Source organism: Streptomyces odontomachicola (assembly GCF_039605595.1).
Lineage (GTDB): Bacteria > Actinomycetota > Actinomycetes > Streptomycetales > Streptomycetaceae > Streptomyces.
Genome location: NZ_JBCFOK010000001.1, coordinates 486,982 through 507,385 on the forward strand (window position 1 = coordinate 486,982; position 20,404 = coordinate 507,385).

A 20,404-nucleotide genomic window follows, 5' to 3' on the forward strand; every position below is an offset into this window, starting at 1 on the left:
CGTACGCACGAGCCGTCTCAGGCCGTCGCGCCCAGCACCCCCTCCAGGCTCGCCGCCGCCAGCCCGAACGAGAGCGTCATCCCGATCCCGGACGTGACCGAGAGCGCGCGCACACCGGGCGCGAAGTCCCGTACCAGCAGCGGTCCCTGAGCGCTGCTCGCGTACACGCCCTGCCAGCGCTCCAGCACCTCGAAGCCGCGCACGCCCAGCATCTCGGCGAGCGCGTCGAGCAGCCGCTCGCTCACCCGCTCGTCCAGGAACGGCGGCGCCGTCCTCCCGTAGTGGTGCGAGTCGCCGGTGAGGAGGGTGCCGTCGGGGAGGCGGGTGCACATCACGTTCGCGCCGATCTCCACGAGGCCGGGGCTGTGCGCGCCGGTCTCCTCGCGCAGCCGGGCGGCGGAGGGCTGGGCCGTGAAGCCGTCGTAGCGCAGCATCGAGGTGTTGCTGAGCACCGCCGCGTTCGTGCGCAGCCCCTCGGGCGCCCGCACCCGCGCCATGCTGAGGCGGCAGCGCAGCACCCCGTGCTCCTCGGCGGCTTCGGGGAACAGCCGGTCCAGGTCGTGCCCGACGCAGACCAGGATCTGCTCCCCGTGCACCGGGCCGCGCGGCGTGTGCACGGTGCCGCTCTCGACGCCGTTCACCGAAGTGCCCCACAGGACGCGCGCGTTGGGCTGCCGCGACAGCCACTCCGCCAGGCGCCCGGCCGCCTCGCGCGGGTCCACCCGCAGGTCGTCCCGCAGGAACGCGCCGCCGACCAGGCCCGCGCCGCCGTCCTCGCGGCCCAGCACTTCGGCGGTGCGCGCGGCCGAGCGCAACTGCACGGCGTCGGCGCCGCGTTCGGCCGCCAGCTCCTCCAGCACGGCCATCTCGGTCGCGGTGCGCGCCACCACGTACGCGCCCGCCTCCTCGGCCCACAGCCCTGAGCTCTCCGCGGCGCGCAGCCAGCCCTCCCTGGAACGGCGCGCCAGACCGAGGAGTTCGCCGTGCTGCGCGGTGATACAGCAATGGCCGAAGTTGCGTACCGAGGCGCCGACCGGCTCGTGATCGCGCTCCACGACGGTCACCGACATGCCGCGCCGCACGGCCTCGTACGCGTGCGAGAGGCCCACGATCCCGGCGCCGACGATCACCAGATCGCTGCGTCCGTGCGCGGAGCCGCCCCGTCCCTCCGCTGCCTGCGTGCCCTGACCGGTCGCTGTGGCTGTGCTGCTCATGGGAGCAGCATGCGCGATCGGGCGCCGGTGCGGCAATGGCTGTCTATACAAGTTTTCCGTTCGTTCACCGACGCCCTCGTGTGGCCGTTTTCCCTTCGCTGAGCGTTTCCCGAGGGGTCATCCCGTACGGCTTGGTGGCGCGGGTGCCGGGGTGCCATAGTCGAGTTGTGCAGACAAGAAGGCAGGCGGACGACGCGAACCCCGAGGACCGCGGACTGCCCCTCCACCAGCAGCTCGGCGCCGAGTTCCTGCGCCGCATCGAGGCGGGCGAGTGGCCCGAGGGCGAGCCGGTGCCCAGCGAGGCGCGGCTGTGCCGCGAGTTCGGCACCTCGCGAGGACCGGTGCGCCAGGCGCTCGCCATCCTGCGCCGCGAGGGCAACCTCGTGGGCGGCCGCGGCAGACCGCCGGTGGCCCGCAGGACCACGCCGTCCCAGCCCTTCGCCTCGCTGATCTCCTTCACCGAGTGGGCGCGGTCCATCGGCAGGGAGCCGGGGCAGCTCACCGTGGAGACCGCCTGGCGCAGGGCCCCGGCCGCCACCGCGGCGCGGCTCGGCCTGGAGGAGGGCGACCCGGTGGTGGAGATCGTCCGGCTGCGGCTGCTGGACGGGGTGCCGGCGATGGTCGAGCGCTCCTCCTTCGTGCACGAAGTGGGGCGCCACCTCTTCGACTTCGACCCGGACGCCGGGTCGATCTACCAGTCGCTGTGCGACCTGGACGTGGACCTGCACCACGCGCGGCACACCATCGACGCGGTCGGCGCCGACGCCCAGGACGCCGAGCTGCTGGGCGTGGGCGAGGGGCATCCGCTGCTGCGGGTGCGGCGCACCACCTTCTCCGCGCGCGACGAGCCGCTGGAGAGCGCCGATGACCGCTATCTGCCGAGCATGGCCAACTTCACCGTAGAGAACACCGTCGCGGGCCGGACCGTGGTCGGGCGGTACCGCACCGATGAGGAGCAGCCCCATGACTGATCCCCGTACGACCGCACCCCGTACGACCGCACCCCGTACGACCGCCATCGAGCTCGCCGTCTTCGACATGGCCGGCACCACCATCGACGAGCACGGCGCGGTGTACGCCGCGCTGCGGCAGGCCGTCGAGCGCACCGGCGCCACCGTCGACCCGGGCGACCTGCAGACCTGGATGGGCACCGACAAGCGCGAGGCGATCGACGCGCTGATCGGCCTGGGCGGCGGCACGTCCACGCCGGAGCTGGTGGAGGAGGCGTACGAGGCGTTCCGCGGGATCCTGCGGCAGTCCTACCGCGACACCCCGCCGGTCCCGCTGGCCGGCGCCGAGAAGGCGCTCGCCGAACTCCGCTCCCGCGGCGTGAAGGTGGCGCTGACCACCGGGTTCAGCGAGGACGTTGCCGCGCCGCTGCTGGACTCGCTGGGCTGGTCGGCCGGGGACGGCGGGAACCTGGACGCCGTGGTCACCTCCGACGAGGTGCCGCGCGGCCGGCCCGCGCCCTACATGATCCACCGCGCCATGGAGAAGACCGGCGTGCTCGACGTGCGCCGGGTGCTCGCCGCCGGGGACACCGCCGTCGACCTGGAGGCCGGGACCAACGCGGGCGCCGGCGAGGTCGTCGGCGTCCTCACCGGCGAACTCGGCCGCGAGGCCATGGAGCGCAACCCGCACACCCACGTACTGGACAGCGTCGCCGAGGTGCCGCGGCTGGACTCCGTACGCCTGGACTGATCTCCGTACGCGCGGACTGACCTGCCCTTACGCGCCCGGATCCGCGAGCGCGGACGCCCGCCGACCCCGCTCCCGTGACCGCTCGTGACCGGGTCGCCAGGCTCCCTTGCCGGACGGCCACGGCCCGGGTACGGATGGTCACCGGTACGGATTCACCGGTACGGATTCACCGGCACGGATTCGTCGGTACGGATTCACCGGCCGGGTGACACGGGGAGCGGAACGGGAGTGGGACCGGACATGAGCAGCGCGCAGCCTTCACGAGCACTCCCCTCGCACGTGCCGGACACCATGGGGGCCGCGGTGCTCCGCGCGCCGGGCGACCTGGCGGTCGAGGAGCGCCCGGTCCCGCGCCCGGGCCCCGGACAGGTGCTGGTGCGGGTCGAGGCCGTCGGGATCTGCGGCTCCGACGTGCACTACTACGAGCACGGCGCGCTCGGCGAGTTCGTGGTGCGCGCCCCGATGGTGCTGGGCCACGAGCCGGGCGGCACGGTCGTCGCGCTCGGCGAGGGGGTGCGCGAGCGGCACGAGGGCCAGCGGGTCTCCGTCGAGCCGGGCCACCCCTGCGGCCGCTGCGCCCAGTGCCGCGCGGGCCGCTACAACCTCTGCCCCGACGTCTCCTTCTACGCGACCCCGCCGGTGGACGGCGCGCTGTGCGGGTACGTCGCCGTGGACGCCGACTTCGCGCACCCGGTGCCCGAGGCGCTGAGCACCGAGGACGCCGCGCTGCTCGAACCGCTCTCGGTCGGCGTGTGGGCCTGCCGCAAGGCGCGGATCGCGCCCGGCGCGCGGGTGCTGGTCACCGGCGCGGGACCGATCGGCCTGGTCGCCCTCCAGGCGGCGCGGGCCTTCGGCGCGAGCGAGGTGGTGGTCACCGATGTGGCGCCGCAGCGCCTCGACCTGGCCCGCGAGCTGGGCGCGACCGCCGTCGCCGACGTACGGGAACGGCCCCTGGGCGACCTGGGCTACGAGCCCGACGTGCTGCTGGAGTGCTCAGGGGCGCCCTCCGCCGTCGACCAGGGGATCCGCGCCGTGGGCCGGGCGGGGCGCGTGGTGCTCGTGGGGATGGGCGGGGAGTCGCTGCCCGTGCCGGTGGGCCATGTGCAGACCCGGGAGATCGAGCTGACCGGGACCTTCCGCTACGCCAACACCTGGCCGACGGCCATCGCCCTCGCGGCGTCCGGCGAAGTGGATCTCGCGCGCCTCGTCTCGCACCGCTTCGGGCTGGGCGGGGCGGCCCGCGCGATGACCGTGGCCTCCGAGGACCCGGACACCGTGAAGCCGCTGGTCAGGCCGCAGGAGTGAGGGCGCGGGGCCGGGCCGTGCGCGGTGTGCGGGAGGGCGCGGGCCGGGCGGGGTCCCGGCCCGGCCCGCGCTCGCCGCGGGGGAGCGCTCAGCCCTTGGCGGCCTTCTCGACCGTGCCGCCGGCCGAGCAGTGCAGGGTGAGCCGGTCCGGCATGTACTCCTGGGTGAGCACCTGGCCGGGCTTCACCACGCGGACGTTCTTGTACCCGTCCGACTCCGCCTGGGTCTTGGCCTCGGGGCAGGACTTGCCCACGTAGCGCGCGGGGTCGGGCTTGGCCTGGTGCCCGGCCTCGGGCGAGGGCTCGCCGGGCGCGATCCGGTCGGGGCCCGCGCCGCCCAGCGGAATGGGCGCGGCCTGCGCGGCGGGCGCCGCCGCCGAGGCCGGGGCGGCGGAGGCGGTGCCGGCCGCCGCCGGGGAGAGCAGCAGCCCGCCGGCCACCAGGGCGGCGGCGGTCAGGGCGGTGCGGGTCGACGAGCGCACGGGAGGGCTCCCTTCACGAAGGTGTGCAGAAGCCAGCAGTACATAGGGAACACGGCTCTCCGCGCGCCCCAATCACCCGTACGAGGGCATGCCGTACGAACAACGGTGAAGGAGGGCGAACGGCGAAGGAGCCGGGGCACGGGGAACAACGGGGACGGGCCCGGAACAAGAAGGGCCCTTCCCTTCGTTCTTCCGTCGGCACTAGCGTGCGGGTTTTGCTTAGCCATTACCCTGGAGGCAAGGCCGTGCCGTGCGGCCATGGAGGAGTGAGATGAGGAGCAGCAACCCGGTCTTCTCGCGACGGGGGTTCAGCCGCGACACCGGCTATGCCGGCTTCAACACCGGCCAGACGGCGCAGGCCGGGAACCCGTACGCGGCGAACGCCCACGCAGCCCCCGACGCCGGCCCCGCCGGCGCCAATCCGTACGCCCAGGCACCGCAGGCTGCGGGCCAGACCTATCAGGCGCCCGCCCCGCCGCGCGGCGCCGTGATGACCATCGACGACGTGGTGACCCGCACCGGGATCACCGTCGGCCTGGTCGTCGTCATGGCGATCGCCTCGTGGATCGCGCAGGTCCCGCTGGGCATCGCCGTCGGCGCCGCGCTGGTCGCGATGGTGCTGGGCTTCGTCCAGTCCTTCAAGCGCAAGGCCGCGCCCGCGCTGATCCTGGCGTATGCCGCGTTCGAGGGCGTCTTCCTCGGGGCGTTCAGCCGCTTCGTGGACCAGCAGTGGGCCAACGGCGCCGCCATGCAGGCCGTGATCGGCACCATGTGCGTGTTCGCCGCGGTGCTGGTGCTCTACAAGACCCGGATCATCCGCGTCACCCAGCGGTTCTACCGGTTCGTGATGGCAGCCGCCATCGGCTTCATCCTGCTGATGGGCATCAACCTGCTCTGCGCCGTGCTCGGCATCGGCGGCGCTGACGGCCTCGGCTTCCGCAGCGGCACGCTGGGCATCGTGCTCGGCATCGCCGGTGTGCTGCTCGGCGCCTGCTTCCTGGCGCTGGACTTCAAGCAGGTCGAGGACGGCATCGCGTACGGCGCGCCGCGCGAGGAGTCCTGGCTGGCCGCCTTCGGCCTGACCCTGACCCTGGTCTGGATCTACCTGGAGTTCCTGCGGCTGATCGCCATCCTGAACGACAACTAGCGAGCGCCCGCACCGCGTTGGACGCGCGGTGCGGCGCCACGCCACGCGGCATGCGATAAGGGCCCGTGCGACGGATGACCGTCGTACGGGCCCTTCGGCTGTATCGAGGAGTGCTGTATCGAGGAGTGGTGCGCTGAGGAGAAGCAGCGCTGTGCGGACGTGCCGTCGGTGCCGACAGCTAGAGATTGCGCGCGGCGCGCCTGAGGTCGTATTCGTGGACGATCGCCTTGGCGTGGCCGTACGCGAGATTGTGCTCGCCCCGCAGCCAGCTGACCTTTTCCTCGAAGCGGACGAGTGCGGGGCCCTCGTCGACCGTACGAATCCAGTCGGACACTTCACGACCGGTGCAGTGGGGGATTCGGGAGAGCAGGTTCCGGTGGGTCTCCGCGGAGAAGACTTGGGACATCGGCGCCTCCGGACGCGTCCTTTTGGAGTCCTTCACGTCACCGTGCCTGAGCGTTGGGGCGTTGGCAACAGTCGGAAGGCGGCGCGTAGGGTTGCGGGGTGCCCGACACGACACCTCTGACCGACGCCGTGGAGCGCCTCGCGGACCGTCTGCGGGCACTCCCGCAGAGCGCGCTGCGGCGCGGAGCCGCTGCTGAAGGGCTCGCGCTGGCACAGGAGTTGGCCCTGCGCGCACAGCGGCTGGAGTTTCCCGATGAGGATCGGAAGCGGCTGATTCCCGACGCCGGCGAGTTCGCCGTGGGCGACCAACTCGCGGTGGCGGGACACGATCTGGCGGCCGCGCTGCACGGGGTTGACGAGGACGCCGCGCGCGGCGAACTCGACGGGGCGCTGCGCCTCGTGCGCGAGTCGCCGCTCTCCTAGCGAGGGGCCGGGCCGGCCCGAGGGGCCGCGGTGACGCTCAGAGCGAGGCGATGACGCGGTCGGCCAGCAGATAGGCCGTCTCGCCCGTGCCGTAGGCGAAGGTCAGCGCGTAGCCGCCGGAGAGGGCGGAACCGCCCATCAGCACCGGGTTCTCACCGCGCCGCAGCGCCTCGGTCAGCGCCTCGGCGGTCTCCCGGTGGCCGGGGGAGAGGCACACGGTGGTGCCGTCCTCGAAGACGTACACGTCCAGCGTGCCCAGCGGTCCGGGCCGTACGTCGGCGAGCGGGGTGCCCTCCTCGGCGAGCTCGGTGAGCCGCCCCAGGGTGCGTTCGCCGTCGGTCGTACGGGCGGTGGCGGGGCCGGCGGGCGCGGGCACGACCGGGTCGCCGTTGAGCGTGTAGTCGGGCTGCGAGGGGTGGCGGCGGCGCGCGGCCGCCAGCTCGGGCGACTCCTCGGCGGGCTCGTGGCCGGCGTCGGGGCGGCCGCCGGAGTCCGGGCGGTCGGCGGGCTCCACGACCTCGGGGCCCTGGTCGAAGCCGGGCTCGGGGAAGCCGGGCTCCACGTCGTCGCGGCCCGGCTGGCGCGGGATGAACGCGCTGCCCTCGCCGGGCAGCCTGCCGAGCGAGTCCAGCGTGCTGTCCTCCAGGCGGCCCTCCAGCAGGGCGTCCAGCAGCGCCGCTTCGAGGCCCGCGGGACCGACCGGGTCGACGGGTCCTTCGGCCTCGGCGTCGTACTCGTACGCGGTGCTCTCGCCGGCGAGCATCGGGCCCGCCTCCTGCTCCGCGTCGCGCGCCTCCTGCTCGGCCCAGAAGGCCCGGGCCTCGGCCAGCTCGCGCTCCCGCTCCTCGGCGAGCGCGTCGGCGACCGCGGCGCGGATCTCCTCGGCGTCGGTACGGCCCGTCGAGACCGCGACGGCGCCGCCCTCTTCCCGGCCCGCGGCGTGCCGCGCGTGCTCCATGACCGGCGCGTGCTCCGCGTCGGCGGCGTACGCGGTGGAGGCGTACGCGGCGGAGGCGGCGGAACGTGCCGCGGGGACCGTGCTGCCGCCCGCCAGCTCGGCGCGCAGCGCGGTCAGCTCACCGCGCAGGCCGCGGACGGTGTGCAGGGCCGCGGCGCCGAGGGCCACGGCACAGACCGCGGCCACGAGCAGGATGAGGGATATGGCGCTCACTGTCGTTCTCCCGGTTCCGAATCGTTCCCCCGAATTCCTACCGCAGCTTTGCTGGGAAGGTCCTTTTGACCGTAGAGCAGAAACCGGCGAAAGGGACAGGCGAAATGAACCCGGGCCGCGGGGCGCACGGCTGTGACCAGCGGTAATCCGGGGCCCCAAGGAGGTAAATCACATCTCGGGGGCTATTTGATCTCGCTTTTGCGGAGTACGGAGTGAGCTGGACAACAATTCCGTCACGGGGTGGCGGCGGGCCCTTGCGCGGCCCGCCGCAAACCGTTCGTCTTCCGCCCTCGAGGGGTCAGCTCAGGCGCTCCAGCACCATCGCCATGCCCTGGCCGCCGCCCACGCACATGGTCTCCAGGCCGAACTGCTTGTCGTGCCACTGGAGGGAGTTGATCAGCGTGGTGGTGATGCGCGCGCCGGTCATGCCGAAGGGGTGGCCGACGGCGATGGCGCCGCCGTTCACGTTCAGCTTGTCCAGGTCGATGCCCAGGTCCTGGTAGGAGGGGATGACCTGCGCGGCGAACGCCTCGTTGATCTCCGCCAGGTCGATGTCGCCGATGGTCATGCCGGCGCGGGCCAGCGCCTGCTTGCTGGCCTCCACGGGGCCGTACCCCATGATCTCGGGGGACAGTCCCGAGACCCCGGTGGAGACGACCCGGGCCAGCGGGGTCAGGCCCAGCTCGCGCGCCTTGGTGTCGGACATGACCACGAGCGCGGCGGCGCCGTCGTTGAGCGGACAGCAGTTGCCCGCGTTGACCAGGCCGTCCGGGCGGAACACCGGCTTGAGGCCCTCGACGGCCTCCAGGCTCACGCCCGCGCGGGGGCCGTCGTCCTTGCTGACCACGGTGCCGTCGGGGGTGGTGACCGGGGTGATCTCGCGCTCCCAGAAGCCGTCCGCGATGGCCTTCTCGGCGAGGTTCTGCGAGCGCACGCCGAACTCGTCCATCTCGCGGCGGGTCACGCCCTTGTGGCGTGCCAGGTTCTCGGCGGTCTGACCCATCGCCATGTAGACGTCCGGGACCTTCCCCTCCTCACGCGGGTCGGTCCAGCCCTCGCCGCCCTTCTCCGCGCGGGCCGCCGTACGGGCCTCGGCGTCGGCGAACAGCGGGTTGTGGGTGCCGGGCATGCCGTCCGACGAACCGTTCACCGAGCGGGAGACGGTCTCCACGCCGGCGGAGATGAACACGTCGCCCTCGCCCGCCTTGATCGCGTGCATCGCCATGCGGGTCGTCTGCAGCGAGGAGGAGCAGTACCGGGTGATGGTGCAGCCCGGCAGGTGGTCCATGCCCATCTGCACGGCGACGACGCGGCCCAGGTTGTGGCCCTGCTCCCCGCCGGGGAGGCCGCAGCCGAGCATCAGGTCGTCGATCTGGGCCGGGTCCAGCTCCGGGACCTTGGCGAGCGCGGCCTTGACGATCTCCGCGGTCAGGTCGTCGGGGCGTACGTCCTTGAGGGAGCCCTTGAAGGCGCGTCCGATGGGCGAGCGGGCGGCAGAGACGATCACTGCTTCGGGCATTACGGCTCCTCGTGGACGGACCGGCTGGTTGCTTCGCCCCGTGCGCGCGTGTGTGTTGCGGCACGTCGGGCTACGTAGCGGGAAGCTACCCGCACGTATTGCGCGGGTCACGGGCTGGGTGGTGTGACGCGGGCCTCTTTTCTAAGCGGTTGCTTTGTTCGCGGGGCGTGGGTGTGTGCGCGTGCTTCGGGTGGGTGGGGGCGCTGCGCTGGCGGGTTCCGGTTCCGGGTGTGCCCACCCTCCCCCAAGCTCTCCGGCTCCGCTCCGAGCAGGGAGGTACCCCCCTCGCCCCTGCGGAACGACTGCCCACATCCTCAGCGGGAATCGCTGGCCGGGGAGTTGGGTGTTTCCTCGGTCACGTCCTCCGCAGGAGGCAGGCGCCTGCGGCGGCGGTGTTTCAGGAGGGCCCAGGGGCCCCGTACTCCTGCCACCTCCGTGCCGCCCTCGGCCGCCGCCTCCGCCGCGGCGCGGGCCACCGGCAGTATCCCCTCGCGGCGCGCGGCGTCGGGCCGCTCGTCCTCGGTGGGCCACAGGCCGAGCGCGGCGCAGAGGGTGGGGAGCAGGGCCATGGCGGCGGTCGCGTACCCCTCGGCCGAAGGGTGGTAGTTGTCGGGGCCGAACAGCTCGCGCGGGTTCGCGGCGAACTCGGGCCCCAGCAGGTCGCCCAGCGACACCGTGCGCGCGCCCTCCTCGACCGCCGCGATCGTCTGCGCCGCGGCGAGCTGGCGGCTCAGCCGCCTGGCCACCCAGCGCAGCGGCTGGCCGACCGGCTCGATGGTGCCGAGATCGGGGCAGGTGCCCACGATCACCTCGCAGCCGGCGGTGCGCAGCCGCGCCACCGCGTCGGACAGCAGCCGCACCGAGCGGGCCGGCGGCATGCGGTGGGTGACGTCGTTGGCGCCGACCATGATGATGCACACGTCGGGCGCCCGGTCGGCGGCCCGCTCCCCGAGCAGCAGCGTGACCTGGCGGTCCAGGTCGTCGGACTGCGCGCCGGGCAGCGCCACGTTCCGCAGTTCGACGGGCCGTTCGGCGACCGCGGCGAGCGCCGAGGCCAGCAGCGCGCCGGGCGTCTGGCGCGGCCGGTGCACGCCCTGTCCCGCCGCCGTCGAGTCGCCGAGCAGGGCGAGCCGTACGGGGGCGCCGGCGTGCAGCCGGGCGAAGGCGGCGCCGTACCTGCCGTCGGCCGGCGGCGGCTGGAGCGAGGAGCCGCCGACCTTGCGCTTGGCGAGCTGGACCTCGGTGAGCAGCAGGCCGATCGTGGCGCCGCCGAGCAGGCCGAGTCCGCCGCCGCCGTACGCGGCAGCGGTGGCGATCCGCCGTGCGACTCTCGCGGTCGCCGCCTTCGACATCGGCATGGTGCGTTTCCCGCCTCCCGGGTGTGGGTGTTCCGGACTCCGTACACAAGGAGCGGGCGCCCCGCGCGCCGTTACGACGCGCCGGTTCGCGCCCCTCAAGACTGTGTTGCCCCGTGCGGCCCGCCCTGCAACGCGTATGAGGAGTGCGCCTGTTGCCCAATAAGGTGGCGGTACGGGTACGCGAACGCGGAACCCCCAACGGATACGCGGAGACCACGGTGCAGTATCACGAGTCCATGATCGAGCTTGTCGGCAATACCCCGCTGCTCAAGCTGAACAGTGTGACCGAAGGAGTCCAGGCGACCGTCCTGGCGAAGGTCGAGTACTTCAATCCCGGCGGTTCGGTGAAGGACCGGATCGCGCTGCGGATGATCGAGGCGGCCGAGGAGTCGGGGGCCCTGCAGCCCGGCGGCGTCATCGTCGAGCCGACCTCGGGCAATACGGGAGTCGGCCTGGCGATCGTCGCCCAGCGCAAGGGCTACCGCTGCATCTTCGTGTGCCCCGACAAGGTGTCAACGGACAAGATCAACGTGCTGCGCGCTTACGGTGCCGAGGTGGTGGTCTGCCCGACCGCGGTGGACCCCGCGCACCCCGACTCCTACTACAACGTCTCCGACCGGATGGTGCGCGAGACGCCCGGCGCCTGGAAGCCCGACCAGTACAGCAACCCGGACAATCCGCGCTCGCACTACGAGACCACGGGCCCCGAGCTGTGGGAGCAGACCGAGGGGCGGATCACGCACTTCGTCGCGGGCGTCGGCACCGGCGGGACGATCTCCGGCACGGGCCGCTATCTGAAGGACGTCAGCGACGGGAAGGTGCAGGTCATCGGCGCCGACCCGGAGGGCTCGGTCTACTCGGGCGGCTCGGGCCGCCCCTACCTGGTCGAGGGCGTCGGCGAGGACTTCTGGCCGGACGCCTACGACAGGACCGTGGCCGACGAGATCGTCGGGGTCTCGGACAAGGACTCCTTCCAGATGACCCGGCGACTGGCCAAGGAGGAGGGGCTGCTGGTCGGCGGCTCCTGCGGGATGGCGGTCGTGGGCGCTCTGGAGGTCGCGAAGCGGCTCGGCCCGGACGACGTGGTCGTGGTGCTGCTGCCCGACAGCGGCCGCGGCTACCTCAGCAAGATCTTCAACGACGACTGGATGAACGACTACGGCTTCCTGGACGAGGGCGAGCCGGCGATGGTGCGGGTCGGCGACGTCCTGCGCTACAAGGAGGGCCCCATCCCCTCGCTGGTGCACATGCACCCCGAGGAGACGGTCGGCGAGGCCATCGAGGTGCTGCGCGAATACGGCGTCTCCCAGATGCCGGTCGTGAAGCCGGGCGCCGGGCACCCGGACGTCATGGCGGCCGAGGTCGTCGGCTCGGTGGTCGAACGGGAGCTGCTGGACGCGCTGTTCGCGCAGCGCGCCTCGCTGGCCGACCCGCTGGAGAAGCACATGAGCGACCCGCTGCCGCACGTCGGCTCCGGCGAGGCCGTCGCCGACCTGATGCCGGTGCTGGAGGGCGCCGACGCGGCCGTCGTCCTCGCCGAGGGCAAGCCGGTCGGCGTGGTGAGCCGGCAGGACCTGCTCGCCTACCTGGCACGCGAGGCGCGCTGAGCGGGTACGGAGGGTACGGAACCGGAGTGCTCTGAGGGGGGCGAGGGGGCTCGGGGGCCGACGGGACGGGGACCGGGTCCGGGGCCGACCCCGCTTGTGGCCCCGGGGGTTCCGAAGTGTCACGGCACGGAAAAGCCCGGTTAACACCCGCCCTGCACAGTGGAGGGTGTCGGCGTCACGGACCTCCGGAGCGGCTCCCGGACCTCCACTCGACGCCCCGGACGCCGCCCGGCCTGACGGGCGGGCGTCCCGGCGGGGACCGCCGTCGTCCCGCCCCTGGTCTCGCACCGGGGTGCGGCGGTCCCCGCCCGCTACTCCTTCCCCCGGCCCTCCCCCTCGTGCTTGCCTCCCAGCAGCCCGAACCAACTGCGGCCTCCCGCCGCCGCGTTGACGCCCACGATGCCCGCCCAGCAGATCAGCAGGCCCGGCAGGCCCGCGTTGACCACGGCTATCGCGGAGAGCGGTATCGCGAGCACCAGTGAGGCGATGGCCATGCCCAGCCGGGCGCCCAGCCCCTCCGCATACCCGCGGGGGCGCGGCGCGGGGTGGGCGCCGCCGCGCGCCACCACCATCTGCTGCTCGGCGAGCTGGCGCCGCACCCGCTTGTCGACGATGCCGTCGACGCGCTCCTCGACCTTGCCGAGGAAGGAGTCGACGAGCTCCCGCTCGTATTCAGGGCCGAGTTCCTTGCGCGTCTGCAGGGACGCGTCGAGATCGCGCTTCAGCTCAGGGTCGCGTGCTTCCATGCGAGAACGCTAAGGCCGTTCCGCACCCGCCACAGTGGGGCTATCCCCCGATTTCTCCCGGACTTCCGCGCCCGGCGACCCCTCCGGGTTCTGTTCGACCGGACCGTTCCCCACGGGGAGGTCCTCGATGTGCCCGGTGTCCTTGCGGGCCAGCAGCCAGTACAGCAGGGCCGGTACGGCGAGGCCCACCAGCCACGAGATGTCCGCTCCGCCCAGCGGTGCGACCAGCGGTCCCGTGTAGAAGTGCGTGGCCAGGAAGGGGAGTTGGGCGAGCAGGCCGACGAAGTACACCGTGAGCGCCCGCCACCTCCAGGCGCCGTAGCGGCCCGACGGGTCGCTGAGCGCCGGCAGGTCGTACCGCTCCTTGGCGATCAGGTAGTAGTCCACCAGGTTGATCGCCGACCAGGGCGTGAAGAAGGTCAGCAGGAACAGCAGGAAGTCCTTGAACGAGGCGAGGAAGGTGTCCTTGCCCAGCAGCGCCACCGCGGTGCCCGCGACCATGATCCCGCCGATGTAGACGGCGCGGGTCCTGGGCGAGATCTCCTTCTGGCCGCGGAAGCCGCTCACGCTGGTGACCAGCGACATGAAGCCGCCGTAGGTGTTCAGCACGTTGATGGTGAGCTTGCCGAGCGCGATCACGAAGTAGAGGACCGCCGCGGCAAGACCCGTACCGCCGAGCCCGACCACGTACCCGACCTCGTGCCCCACGAAGGCGTCGCCCGCGGCGGCAGCGGCCAGCGCGCCGAAGGTCATCGACCACTGCGAGCCCAGCGCGCTGCCGCCGAGCGTCCACCAGAAGGTGGCCCGCGCCGAGGTGGAGCGGGGCAGATAGCGCGAGTAGTCGGCGACGTACGGGCCGAAGGCGAGCTGCCAGGAGGCCGACAGCGATATCGCCAGCAGGAAGAGCGGGAAGTCGAAGGAGCGGTCGGAGAGCAGGGCGCCCAGGTCGGCGCGCTCCAGCAGCCGGAAGCCGAGGTAGACGAAGGCCAGCGCGCAGACCACCGAGGCGATCCGGCCGATCGCGTGGATGAGCCGGTAGCCGACGGCGGCCGTGACGGCGGTGATCGCGCCGAACAGCACGATGCCGCCGGTGTCGCCGAGGTGGGTGAGTTCGCCGGTGGCCTGCCCCGCCAGCACCGTTCCGCTGGCGAAGAAGCCCACGTACATCACGATCACCAACAGCAGCGGCACGATGGCGCCGCGCACCCCGAACTGGGCCCGCGAGGAGATCATCTGCGGCAGCCCGAGGCGCGGGCCCTGCGCCGAGTGCAGGGCCATGACGGTGCCGCCGAGCAGGTTGCCGAGCGCGAGTCCGGCGACGGCCCACAGGACGTTCGAGCCGAAGACGACGGCGAGCGCGCCGGTGACCACGGCGGTGATCTGGAGGTTCGCGCCGAGCCACAGGGTGAACTGGCTGAAGGCGCGCCCGTGCCGCTCGCTGTCCGGCACGACGTCGATCGAGTGCCGTTCGACGAGGGCGGGGGTTTCGGCTGGTGATTTCTCGGGTGGTCCGCCCATGACGTGCCTGCCTTCCGTTCCGCTTGCCCATGGCCCGCCTGCGCGCGTGCCGCTTCCGCGCGGTCCGCTTGCTGCGGGTGCATACGGTCATGCAGAGTCATGTGTGAGTGAATAAGAGTCAAGGGGTGGGAGCGGAACGGCGGTTACGGTACGGGGCGGGAACCCCGGTCACGGGGCCGCTGACCGCAACGGGAACGGACGGAGATGAGGCGGGGATGAGCAGCGCCAGCGCGCGGTTGCTGAAGCTCTTCGAGGGGCACCGGCTGACGCCGACGCAGCGGCGCATCGCGCACTGCATGGTGCGGCGCGCCGAGGACGCGCCGTTCCTCTCCAGCGTCGAACTCGCCGAGCTCGCGGGGGTGAGCCAGCCCTCCGTCACCCGCTTCGCCGTCGCCCTCGGCTTCGACGGCTACCCCGGGCTGCGCAAGCATCTGCGCGAGGAGGCGCCGGGCGGCTCCGGTACGGGGTCCGGCGACGGCGACGTGGAGGGGAACGCGTACCAGCAGGCGGTGCAGGCCGAGATCGACAACCTGCAGCACCTCGCGACGCTGCTGGCCGATCCGGCGCCGGTCGAGCGCGCCGCCGAGGTGCTGGCCGGGTCCAGGCCGCTGCCGGTGCTGGGGCTGCGCGCCGCGTCCTCGCAGGCGCGGGGCTTCGCGTACTTCGCGGCGAAGGTGCATCCCGACGTGCGGCTGCTGGACGAGGGCGGCTCGATGCTGGAGGACCGGGTCGACGCGTGCGTACGGGCCGGGGCGAGCGCGCTGATGTGCTTCGCGCTGCCGCGGCATCCGCGGGAGACGGTCGCGGCGCTGGAGTGCGCGCGTGCGGCCGGGCTGCGGGTGGTGACGGTCGCGGACAGCGCCTTCGCGCCGGTCGCGCACCCCGACGACCTGCTGCTGCCCGCGGCCGTCGGCACGGGCCTCGCCTTCGACACCGCGTGCGCGCCGATGCTGCTGGGCCGGGTGCTGCTGGAGGCCATGTGCGACTTCCTGCCGGACGCGCAGGCGCGGTTGGAGGACTTCGATGTACGGGCCGCTGAGCGGGGGTTGTTCGCCGAGTAGGGTTGCGCGCCGTTTTGACCGCCGGTCGGGTGCGCTTCTGGTTGCTTTCCGCTGCGGCGGGATTCGGGTGAACCCCCTCGTACGAGCTGTGGGCATTCGTTCCGTCGGGGCGGAACGGGTGGGCACAGCGGACCGCAGCCCCCCCCCGCCCGCGTCACTACGCACCCGACGGGGCTACCCGACGCCCCAGTCGGGGTCCCTTCCCAGGAACGAGAGCAGCTGGGGCTCCGGGCCCGCGCCCGGAGGCGGGGTCAGGGGAGGGCCGAACAGCGGGGGGCGGTCCGCCGGTGACGGGACCAGGAGGTGGGCCAGCTCCAAGAGGGCCGTGGCCAGCGCGCGCGGCATCGCGCACGGTCTCCCCAGCGCGCGGGCCACGTCCCACCCGTGGACGGCGACCTCCAACGCACCCGCCCCCGCAAGGGCGGAGGACGTGATCGGCAGATCGGCGACCCGGACCTGGCGCGACGCGGACCCCACCGCCGCCCACGCACCGAGCAGCCGCCCCGCGCGCAGCCGGAACGCGGCGGCCGGATCCGCACCCGGGGCCGGCTCCTCACGCGGCCCCGGTATCCCGACGTACCCCGCGTCGATCCCCTCCCGCAGCGCTCCCAGCCCGTCGCACGCGTGCCGCAGCAGCGTGTCCAGGTCCCAGCCGGCGCACGGGGTCTCCTTGCCCGCGTCCCGCGCGCCGGCCGGGCCCACGGCGCCCAGGGCGTAGCCGACGGCCCGCTCCAGCAGCTCCGCGGCGTGCTCAGGCGAGCCGTACACGGCCGGCGCCCTAGTTCTCGTCCGGGCCCTGGACGAACTGCAGGTAGTTGCCGTCCGGATCCTCCACGGTCGAGATCCACCCCCACTCGGTGCGCTCGACGGGCCGGATCCAGCGCACCCCCAGCGTGTTGAGGTGGCGCTCGGCGGCGCGGATGTCCCGCACGCCGAAGTTGAGCAGCGTGCGCCCCGGCTCGGCCGTCTTGTCCGCCACGTCGTCGCGCCGGTCGAACCCGAGGTACATGCCGTCCGCGATCAGCAGCATGTGCTCCTCCCAGCGCGCGCCCAGCGGCTCCAGCACCGAGCGGTACCAGGCGGTCAGACGGTCCGGATCCGTGCTGCTCAGCAGCGGTCCGCTGAGGGTGAGGACGTCCTTGTGCTCGTGCGTGGCCATGCGGCCCTCCTCCGGTGGCTCCGGTCGATGTCACAGGGGCCGACCGCGTACCGCCCCCGAACTCATCGGTCCCGCCGGGGCCGTGTGCCGGGCGTGCCGCGTACCGATGAGTCCCGTGCCCGCGCCCGGTCCGTACGGGGCGAAGGCGGCCGCACGCGCGAAAGGCAGGGAAGGGCATGACCTCCGACGCTCCGCAGCCCGAACTCGACCCCCGTTACAGCGAGGAGGGCGCGGCCCCGCCCTCCTGGAAGGAGGCGCGCGACGAGCTGGCGTCCGCGGGCACCTACTGGCTCTCCACCGTGCGCGCCGACGGCCGCCCGCACGTCACGCCGCTGCTCGGGGTGTGGCTCGACGACCCGCTCGCGCTGTACTTCTGCACCGGCGAGGAGGAGCAGAAGCACCGCAACCTCGCGGCCGCCCCGCACTGCGCGCTGACCACCGGGCACAACCGCTACGCCGAGGGCCTGGACGTCGTGGTGGAGGGCGAGGCGGTACGCGTCACCGACCCCGTACTGCTGCGGCGGCTGGCGGGGGAGTGGGAGGCGAAGTACGGGCCGGACTGGCGCTACACGGTGCGGGACGGGGCCTTCCGGTACGGCGACGGCGACGGAGACGGTGGTGACGGCGGCGGCGTGGCGCACGTCTTCGCGGTGCGGCCGCGCAAGGCGCTCGGCTTCTCCAAGTTCCCCTTCGCGCAGACCCGTTGGCGGTTCCGGGGCGGTTCTTCTGTACGTACTCGTTAGTATGCCCGGCAAGGTGGTTGAGGATTGGAACACCTTCGCCGCAGGCTGGTCCCCCGGTACGAAAGGGGACGGTTATGACGGCAACACCGCAGGGCACGCCGCAGGGCACTCCGCCGGAGCCGGCGCAGGGCGACGGCCCGCCCTTCAGGGCCGACCACGTCGGGAGCCTGCTGCGGCCCGCCGCGCTCAAGCGGGCGCGGGACGCCCACGCGGCCGGCACGCTCTCCGCCGGCGAGCTGGCGGCCGCCGAGGACGAGGCGGTGCGCGCGGCCGTACGGATGCAGGCCGAGGCGGGGCTGCGGAGCGCCACGGACGGCGAGTTCCGGCGCTCCTCCTGGCACATGGACTTCATCTACGCGCTCGGCGGGGTCAGCAGGGTCGAGGACGACTCGCTGCGGATCAAGTTCCACAACGACGAGGGCGGCGTGGAGTTCGCGCCGCCGTCCGCGCAGGTGGACGGGCGGTTGCGGCTGGAGCGGACCATCTTCGGCGAGGACTTCGCCTTCCTGCGGGACGCGGTGGGGCCCGGCGTCACGCCGAAGCTGACCATCCCGTCGCCGAGCATGGTGCACTACCGGGGCGGCAGGGCGGCCATCGACGACGCGCTCTACCCCGACATGGACCGCTTCTGGACGGACCTCACGGACGCGTACGCGGAGCAGGTGCGGGCCGTGTACGACCTGGGGTGCCGGTATCTCCAGCTCGACGACACCTCGCTGGCCTACCTCAACGACCCCGAGCAGCGGCGGCACATCGCCTCGATCGGCGGGGATCCCGAGCACCAGCACGAGACGTACATCGCGAACATCAATCGCGCCATCGAGGCGCGGCCGGCGGGGATGCGGGTGACGACGCACATGTGCCGGGGCAACTTCGCCTCGTCGTGGGTCGCTTCGGGTGGGTACGACTTCGTGGCCGAGGCGCTCTTCAGCGATCTGGACGTGGACGGCTTCTTCCTCGAATTCGATGACGAGCGGTCGGGGACATTCGCTCCGTTGCGCTTCGTGCCGAAGGGGAAGCGGGTGGTGTTGGGGCTTGTCACCAGTAAGCGGCCGGAGTTGGAGTCGAAGGACGAGTTGAAGCGGCGGGTGGAGGAGGCGTCGCAGTACGTGGACGCGGATCAGCTCTGTCTGTCGCCGCAGTGTGGCTTCTCCTCGACGGTCGAGGGCAACAACCTGACCGAGGCGGATCAGTTGGCGAAGCTTCGACTGATCGTCGAGACGGCGGAGGAGTTGTGGGGTTCCGTGTAACCCCCATTGCGTTTCCGGGGCCGCGCCCCGGGCCCCCGTTCCGAGCGTGGTTGCGTGGGAGCGGGGGCCTGCGGTCCGCTGTGCCCACCCGTTCCGCCCCTGCGGAACGACTGCCCACAGCTCGTACGAGGGGTTCACCCGAATCCCGCCGCGGCGGGAAGTAAGCACGCAGCCAAGCCGTCGGCGGTGGAAGCGGTCAGCCGCCCGACTCGGCGACCAAATCCTCGACGCTCTGGGGGTGGCGGATCGTCGTAAAGCGGAGATCGCTGTCGTAGGCGTACACCCCCGGCCGCGGCAGCGAGTTGTAGCCGAACGGGTTGGACGCGTAATAGGCGCCCGTGTCGAGGAGGGCGGCGTAGTCGCCCTCCTCCAGCAGGGGAAGCGGGCGCTCCCGCGCCACCAAGTCGCCCGCGAAACAGCACGGCCCCGCCACGTCCTGCACCACCGCAGGCCCCTCCTTCGCCCGCCCCTTCGCGTCGTACGCCGCCACCCGCAGCGGCCACGCCTCGGGCGCGAAGACCGTGCGCGCGGCCACCTGCGCGCCCGCGTGGGTGACCGCGATCGCGCGGCCGCCCGCCGACTTCGCGTACTCGACGCGCGCGAGGACCGTCCCGGCCTTGGCGGTGAGCGACCGGCCGAACTCCGTGACCAGCCCGTACCGCCCGTCGAAGAGCCCCGGCACCGTGCGCGCCAGCAGCCGCGCGTACCCCTCGTACGAAGGACCGCCCTCGTCGGAGGCGAAGTCCACCGGCAGGCCGCCGCCGATGTCGAGCGTGTCGATCTGCTGCCGCCCGACGGCCGCGTTGACCTCCTCGGCCAGCGCGTACGCGGCCCGGACGCCCTCCGCCATCAGCTCGGGCGGGCAGCCCTGCGATCCGGTGTGGGTGTGCAGCCGGGTCAGCCACGGGCGCTCCAGATAAGCGCGTACGACCCACTCCCGCGCCCCCGGGTCGCGCAGCGCCACCCCGAACTTGGAGTGCTCGGTCGCCGTACTCATCGCGTCGATGGAACCGCCGCCGAGCTGCGGATTCACCCGCAGGCCCAGGGGAGCAGAAGAGGGGGAGGCGCCGACCAGCGCGTCCAGCCGCGAAAGTTCCTGCGGGTTGTCGGCGTTGAGCGCGACCCCCAGGTCCAGCGCCTCGCGCAGTTCGGCGCGGGTCTTGGCGGGCGAGTCGAGCACCGTGTGCGCCGACGACACCCCCGCGGCCCGCGCCAGCGCCAGCTCGCCGGGGCTGGCCACCTCGCACCCGACGTCCTCCTCGGCGAGCAGTCTCAGCACCGGGACCAGCGAGGCCGCCTTGACCGCGAAGGTGTGCAGCACCGGCTGCCCGGGCGCCGCGACCGCGCGGAACGCGGCGTGCAGCGCCCGCGCCGCGTCCCGTACGGCGGTCTCGTCCAGCAGCGCGGCGAGCGGCTGCCGGTCGTCGGTGACCAGGCCCTGTTCCACGGCGGCCCGCACGGCGAGATCGCGGCGCGCGGCGAGGCCGTTCTGTTCCAAGTGGTCCATACCTCCCAGCGAAGCACGGCGGGACTCCGCTTCCCAGAGGACCGTTTCCCGGAGGCCCTGTTGACTGGACTTATTCAGTGAGTAGTCTG

At 72.9% G+C, this 20,404-nt stretch carries 20 protein-coding genes; 9 read left to right on the forward strand and 11 right to left on the reverse strand.

Going from position 1 to position 20,404, the window contains the following annotated elements:
* Positions 1-17 precede the first annotated feature (17 nt).
* Positions 18-1,214, reverse strand: a complete 1,197-nt coding sequence (locus ABEE00_RS02290; protein WP_345743444.1) for a TIGR03364 family FAD-dependent oxidoreductase — start codon at positions 1,212-1,214, stop codon at positions 18-20.
* 167 nt (positions 1,215-1,381) lie between these two features.
* Here ABEE00_RS02290 and ABEE00_RS02295 point away from each other — a divergent pair, with 167 nt between their 5' ends.
* From ABEE00_RS02295 to ABEE00_RS02305, 3 genes are all read left to right on the forward strand, one after another.
* Positions 1,382-2,185, forward strand: coding sequence for a GntR family transcriptional regulator (locus tag ABEE00_RS02295; RefSeq protein WP_345743445.1), 804 nt, complete (start codon positions 1,382-1,384; stop codon positions 2,183-2,185).
* On the forward strand, positions 2,178-2,915 hold the full coding sequence (locus tag ABEE00_RS02300) for a phosphonatase-like hydrolase (protein ID WP_345743446.1): 738 nt from the start codon (positions 2,178-2,180) through the stop codon (positions 2,913-2,915). The genes ABEE00_RS02295 and ABEE00_RS02300 overlap by 8 nt, the downstream gene beginning before the upstream one ends.
* A 240-nt stretch (positions 2,916-3,155) precedes the next feature.
* Positions 3,156-4,220 carry an NAD(P)-dependent alcohol dehydrogenase gene (locus ABEE00_RS02305; protein ID WP_345743447.1) on the forward strand — a complete coding sequence of 355 codons (1,065 nt, stop codon included), beginning with the start codon at positions 3,156-3,158 and terminating at the stop codon, positions 4,218-4,220.
* An 88-nt stretch (positions 4,221-4,308) separates the two neighbouring features.
* Here the strand turns inward: ABEE00_RS02305 and ABEE00_RS02310 are convergent, their stop codons facing one another.
* Positions 4,309-4,701, reverse strand: a complete 393-nt coding sequence (locus tag ABEE00_RS02310; RefSeq protein ID WP_345743448.1) for an I78 family peptidase inhibitor — start codon at positions 4,699-4,701, stop codon at positions 4,309-4,311.
* A 271-nt stretch (positions 4,702-4,972) separates the two neighbouring features.
* Between ABEE00_RS02310 and ABEE00_RS02315 the strand changes: the two genes are divergently transcribed.
* Entirely contained in the window at positions 4,973-5,848 is an 876-nt protein-coding gene (locus tag ABEE00_RS02315) for a Bax inhibitor-1/YccA family protein (protein WP_345743449.1), read from the forward strand.
* 178 nt (positions 5,849-6,026) lie between these two features.
* On the opposite strand, the gene ABEE00_RS02320 is transcribed toward ABEE00_RS02315, so the two are convergent.
* A complete protein-coding gene (locus tag ABEE00_RS02320) occupies positions 6,027-6,254 on the reverse strand; it encodes a DUF4287 domain-containing protein (protein WP_345743450.1) in 228 nt (75 codons plus the stop codon).
* Between the two features lie 98 nt (positions 6,255-6,352).
* On the opposite strand from ABEE00_RS02320, the gene ABEE00_RS02325 reads away from it, so the two are divergent.
* The gene (locus ABEE00_RS02325) at positions 6,353-6,676 is read left to right on the forward strand and encodes a hypothetical protein (RefSeq protein WP_345743451.1); all 324 of its coding nucleotides are present in this window, start codon (positions 6,353-6,355) and stop codon (positions 6,674-6,676) included.
* A gap of 37 nt (positions 6,677-6,713) precedes the next feature.
* Here the strand turns inward: ABEE00_RS02325 and ABEE00_RS02330 are convergent, their stop codons facing one another.
* The 3 genes from ABEE00_RS02330 to ABEE00_RS02340 all read right to left on the reverse strand — a co-directional run bounded on the left by ABEE00_RS02330 (position 6,714) and on the right by ABEE00_RS02340 (position 10,724).
* Positions 6,714-7,847, reverse strand: coding sequence for a hypothetical protein (locus ABEE00_RS02330; RefSeq protein WP_345743452.1), 1,134 nt, complete (start codon positions 7,845-7,847; stop codon positions 6,714-6,716).
* Between the two features lie 298 nt (positions 7,848-8,145).
* On the reverse strand, positions 8,146-9,366 hold the full coding sequence (locus ABEE00_RS02335; RefSeq protein WP_345743453.1) for an acetyl-CoA C-acetyltransferase: 1,221 nt from the start codon (positions 9,364-9,366) through the stop codon (positions 8,146-8,148).
* A gap of 314 nt (positions 9,367-9,680) precedes the next feature.
* The gene (locus tag ABEE00_RS02340; protein ID WP_345743454.1) at positions 9,681-10,724 is read right to left on the reverse strand and encodes an SGNH/GDSL hydrolase family protein; all 1,044 of its coding nucleotides are present in this window, start codon (positions 10,722-10,724) and stop codon (positions 9,681-9,683) included.
* A 218-nt stretch (positions 10,725-10,942) separates the two neighbouring features.
* Here ABEE00_RS02340 and ABEE00_RS02345 point away from each other — a divergent pair, with 218 nt between their 5' ends.
* Entirely contained in the window at positions 10,943-12,331 is a 1,389-nt protein-coding gene (locus ABEE00_RS02345; RefSeq protein ID WP_345743548.1) for a cystathionine beta-synthase, read from the forward strand.
* Between the two features lie 311 nt (positions 12,332-12,642).
* Here ABEE00_RS02345 and ABEE00_RS02350 read toward each other — a convergent pair whose 3' ends face one another.
* Together ABEE00_RS02350 and ABEE00_RS02355 are read right to left on the reverse strand one after the other, a co-directional pair.
* Positions 12,643-13,077, reverse strand: coding sequence for a hypothetical protein (locus ABEE00_RS02350; protein ID WP_345743455.1), 435 nt, complete (start codon positions 13,075-13,077; stop codon positions 12,643-12,645).
* Positions 13,078-13,086: 9 nt separating this feature from the next.
* The gene (locus ABEE00_RS02355) at positions 13,087-14,595 is read right to left on the reverse strand and encodes a purine-cytosine permease family protein (protein WP_345743456.1); all 1,509 of its coding nucleotides are present in this window, start codon (positions 14,593-14,595) and stop codon (positions 13,087-13,089) included.
* Positions 14,596-14,810: 215 nt separating this feature from the next.
* On the opposite strand from ABEE00_RS02355, the gene ABEE00_RS02360 reads away from it, so the two are divergent.
* Positions 14,811-15,656 carry a MurR/RpiR family transcriptional regulator gene (locus ABEE00_RS02360; RefSeq protein WP_345743457.1) on the forward strand — a complete coding sequence of 282 codons (846 nt, stop codon included), beginning with the start codon at positions 14,811-14,813 and terminating at the stop codon, positions 15,654-15,656.
* Between the two features lie 174 nt (positions 15,657-15,830).
* Here the strand turns inward: ABEE00_RS02360 and ABEE00_RS02365 are convergent, their stop codons facing one another.
* Positions 15,831-16,424 (reverse strand): TIGR03086 family metal-binding protein, encoded by a 594-nt coding sequence (locus ABEE00_RS02365; protein ID WP_345743458.1) that lies wholly within the window; start codon positions 16,422-16,424, stop codon positions 15,831-15,833.
* Between the two features lie 10 nt (positions 16,425-16,434).
* Positions 16,435-16,815, reverse strand: a complete 381-nt coding sequence (locus ABEE00_RS02370) for a VOC family protein (protein WP_345743459.1) — start codon at positions 16,813-16,815, stop codon at positions 16,435-16,437.
* A 176-nt stretch (positions 16,816-16,991) separates the two neighbouring features.
* Here ABEE00_RS02370 and ABEE00_RS02375 point away from each other — a divergent pair, with 176 nt between their 5' ends.
* Together ABEE00_RS02375 and ABEE00_RS02380 are read left to right on the forward strand one after the other, a co-directional pair.
* A complete protein-coding gene (locus tag ABEE00_RS02375) occupies positions 16,992-17,558 on the forward strand; it encodes a pyridoxamine 5'-phosphate oxidase family protein (protein WP_345743460.1) in 567 nt (188 codons plus the stop codon).
* 74 nt (positions 17,559-17,632) lie between these two features.
* On the forward strand, positions 17,633-18,808 hold the full coding sequence (locus ABEE00_RS02380) for a 5-methyltetrahydropteroyltriglutamate--homocysteine S-methyltransferase (protein ID WP_345743461.1): 1,176 nt from the start codon (positions 17,633-17,635) through the stop codon (positions 18,806-18,808).
* Positions 18,809-19,004: 196 nt separating this feature from the next.
* Here ABEE00_RS02380 and ABEE00_RS02385 read toward each other — a convergent pair whose 3' ends face one another.
* A complete protein-coding gene (locus ABEE00_RS02385; RefSeq protein ID WP_345743462.1) occupies positions 19,005-20,315 on the reverse strand; it encodes a type III PLP-dependent enzyme domain-containing protein in 1,311 nt (436 codons plus the stop codon).
* Positions 20,316-20,404 lie beyond the last annotated feature (89 nt).

Coding starts and splice junctions, on each gene's coding strand:
- ABEE00_RS02290 (WP_345743444.1), bottom strand. CDS start 1,214: ATGAGCAGCACAGCCACAGCGACCGGTCAGGGCACGCAGGCAGCGGAG.
- ABEE00_RS02300 (WP_345743446.1), top strand. CDS start 2,178: ATGACTGATCCCCGTACGACCGCACCCCGTACGACCGCACCCCGTACG.
- ABEE00_RS02305 (WP_345743447.1), top strand. CDS start 3,156: ATGAGCAGCGCGCAGCCTTCACGAGCACTCCCCTCGCACGTGCCGGAC.
- ABEE00_RS02315 (WP_345743449.1), top strand. CDS start 4,973: ATGAGGAGCAGCAACCCGGTCTTCTCGCGACGGGGGTTCAGCCGCGAC.
- ABEE00_RS02320 (WP_345743450.1), bottom strand. CDS start 6,254: ATGTCCCAAGTCTTCTCCGCGGAGACCCACCGGAACCTGCTCTCCCGA.
- ABEE00_RS02335 (WP_345743453.1), bottom strand. CDS start 9,366: ATGCCCGAAGCAGTGATCGTCTCTGCCGCCCGCTCGCCCATCGGACGC.
- ABEE00_RS02340 (WP_345743454.1), bottom strand. CDS start 10,724: ATGCCGATGTCGAAGGCGGCGACCGCGAGAGTCGCACGGCGGATCGCC.
- ABEE00_RS02350 (WP_345743455.1), bottom strand. CDS start 13,077: ATGGAAGCACGCGACCCTGAGCTGAAGCGCGATCTCGACGCGTCCCTG.
- ABEE00_RS02355 (WP_345743456.1), bottom strand. CDS start 14,595: ATGGGCGGACCACCCGAGAAATCACCAGCCGAAACCCCCGCCCTCGTC.
- ABEE00_RS02360 (WP_345743457.1), top strand. CDS start 14,811: ATGAGCAGCGCCAGCGCGCGGTTGCTGAAGCTCTTCGAGGGGCACCGG.
- ABEE00_RS02370 (WP_345743459.1), bottom strand. CDS start 16,815: ATGGCCACGCACGAGCACAAGGACGTCCTCACCCTCAGCGGACCGCTG.
- ABEE00_RS02375 (WP_345743460.1), top strand. CDS start 16,992: ATGACCTCCGACGCTCCGCAGCCCGAACTCGACCCCCGTTACAGCGAG.
- ABEE00_RS02380 (WP_345743461.1), top strand. CDS start 17,633: ATGACGGCAACACCGCAGGGCACGCCGCAGGGCACTCCGCCGGAGCCG.
- ABEE00_RS02385 (WP_345743462.1), bottom strand. CDS start 20,315: ATGGACCACTTGGAACAGAACGGCCTCGCCGCGCGCCGCGATCTCGCC.